This is a genomic window from Microcoleus sp. BROC3 (assembly GCF_036702515.1).
Classification (GTDB): Bacteria; Cyanobacteriota; Cyanobacteriia; order Cyanobacteriales; family Microcoleaceae; genus Microcoleus.
The window spans coordinates 1-1,511 of the sequence record NZ_JAUBTQ010000168.1 but is presented as its reverse complement, the minus strand read 5'-3'; the positions used below and the strand labels follow the sequence as shown (position 1 = coordinate 1,511).

At 40.4% G+C, this 1,511-nt stretch carries 1 pseudogene; it reads right to left on the bottom strand.

Features of this window, described 5'->3' with window-relative positions:
- Window positions 1-79: 79 nt before the first annotated feature.
- A pseudogene (locus QUB30_RS33545) lies at window positions 80-1,095 on the bottom strand (IS4 family transposase); the annotation flags it as partial.
- Window positions 1,096-1,511 lie beyond the last annotated feature (416 nt).

Sequence of the window (1,511 nt, the reverse complement as noted above, 5' to 3'; positions counted from 1 at the left end):
ACATCGGTGCGGTTTGGTACTTTGTCCATCATTACAATGCCTCCCTACGGTCTTAACCATTACTATGCACTACTACCGAAAAATTAATGACCGTACAGCTCTTCGGTCCTAGTAGTAAACCATAAATTTCTTGTACCACTTCTTTCGGTCTTTGAGACCGAATATGAGTTTTTCGTCCCAATAAATGTACTTTGAGTTCATCAATCGTATTCTCGACTTCCCAACGTTGATGATATTCACAAGCAAGTGACTGGGCTGGAAATTTTTCAGCGTCCAACAAGCTCGTAATTAAACGATATCTAATTTGTGTGGCTGGGTGTTCGGGAGCCTCAATTATGTACTCGATTACTCTTACCTGTATTGGCTTAAATCCTTTTTTTCTTAACTTGCCAGATGGATAAATCCAACTTAAATATGAACCATCATCTAGTTGTGTTTCGTTTAAGAATTTAACGTTGGATGGAATTCGCCCCAAATACTCACAACCTTTACTGAATGTGGCTTCTACCATCGCGTAAGAATGTAAACCTCTATCCCACATCAATAACATTCCCGGCGTTACTGAGCGTAATAACTTTAATGCTCTTACTCTTTCTCCTATTTTATATGGACACATTAAGGCATCAAAGATTAAATGTGTTCCTGCCTCTACTAAAATCACTAATCTAGCGAAAGGGGAACGCCGCTCTCGTACCCGGACGGCTACCCGGACGACCGAAAACCCTAGCATTTTCATCACCCAGAGGGGATATCTAGGCAGGTTCCATCTATCACTACGACTCTTAGTTCATGGATAAAAGCTCCTACTGTTTCAACTGTAGCCATTGGTCGCACTAATGAATGAAACAACTGTCTCATCACGCCTGCTCCTAATCTTTGTCTGGCTTGAGTAATTGCCGATTTACACGGAAATTGCCAATATTTACCAATTTTTATCCATGCTTCATTAAGACCATCAATCAGGTTTTTTAGTACATCTCGCATTGAATCTTTCGACCACAGACTCATGGCGATTACCAGACACACTACCAGTTGTGCTGGCAGGGTTCGATGACGTTTCTCTTCAACCTTCGTTTTAGTAATCGCCTGTTCAATTGCACTGGCTGGGATTGCTATCTCTATGGCTTTGAATATCTCCTTACTTGGGATTTTGGGAGATACTAATGAGAATTCTTTGAGATGCACCTTACTTGCTCTCCTTTTTTGGACACCATACCTAATTTACCACTATTTGAGCCTTAACTGAACCGTATTGATTCTGGTCTAGGGTACGGTCATGAGCTGCACGTACTAATACTCCTGTATGTTTCAGTTGACGTGAAGAGTCGAACACTTCAGTAATATCTCCTTCTCGGTCGAAAACATGAATTAAGGAGGGTGCTGTTACTGGTAGTGCCCTGAAGGAAAGGATCAAGATGATAAAACAAAACCGAATTAAAAAAAAAAGTAGGTATCTAGAGTTGTAAACTAGCATTATAATAATGTACAAAACTCCAAATTGCAGCAATATG